Source organism: Mesorhizobium sp. M7A.F.Ca.CA.004.06.1.1 (assembly GCF_003999135.1).
Classification (GTDB): domain Bacteria; phylum Pseudomonadota; class Alphaproteobacteria; order Rhizobiales; family Rhizobiaceae; genus Mesorhizobium.
Genome location: NZ_RZPQ01000226.1, coordinates 7,340 through 7,735, shown reverse-complemented (window position 1 = coordinate 7,735; position 396 = coordinate 7,340). Strand labels below are relative to the sequence as shown.

Below are 396 nucleotides of genomic sequence, written 5' to 3'. Positions count from 1 at the left end.
GCGCTGCTCGGTGATGTCCTCGTAGATCGAGACCCAGCCGCCCAGAGCCAGAGGGCGGTGCGAGATGCTGACGATGCGGCCGTCCGACAGTGTTTCTTCATAGGTCGAGGGCTTTGCCTGATCGATATAGGGCTTGCGGATGGCGTAGAGTTCGTCGGCGGTTTGCGAGGCGATGCCGATATCGACGCTGTGGCGCAGAATGTCGAGGAACCGGATGCCGGGCCTTATGACGCTGGCTTCGAGGCAAAAGATGTTCAGGTAGTTGCCGTTGCAGATGATCATCCGCTCGTCGGCGTCGAACATGCACAGGCCGTGCGACATGTTCTCGACCGCAGCCGAAAAGCGTTGGTTCTGCTCGCGCAGTTCGTCTTCCATGTGGCGGGAGCGGGCCATGCC

At 60.9% G+C, this 396-nt stretch carries 1 protein-coding gene; it reads right to left on the bottom strand.

Annotated elements, in window-relative coordinates; genetic code table 11:
- A partial coding sequence (locus EN906_RS15560; protein WP_245484262.1) for a PAS-domain containing protein occupies positions 1-393 on the bottom strand: 393 nt, incomplete at its 3' end.
- Positions 394-396: the final 3 nt, after the last annotated feature.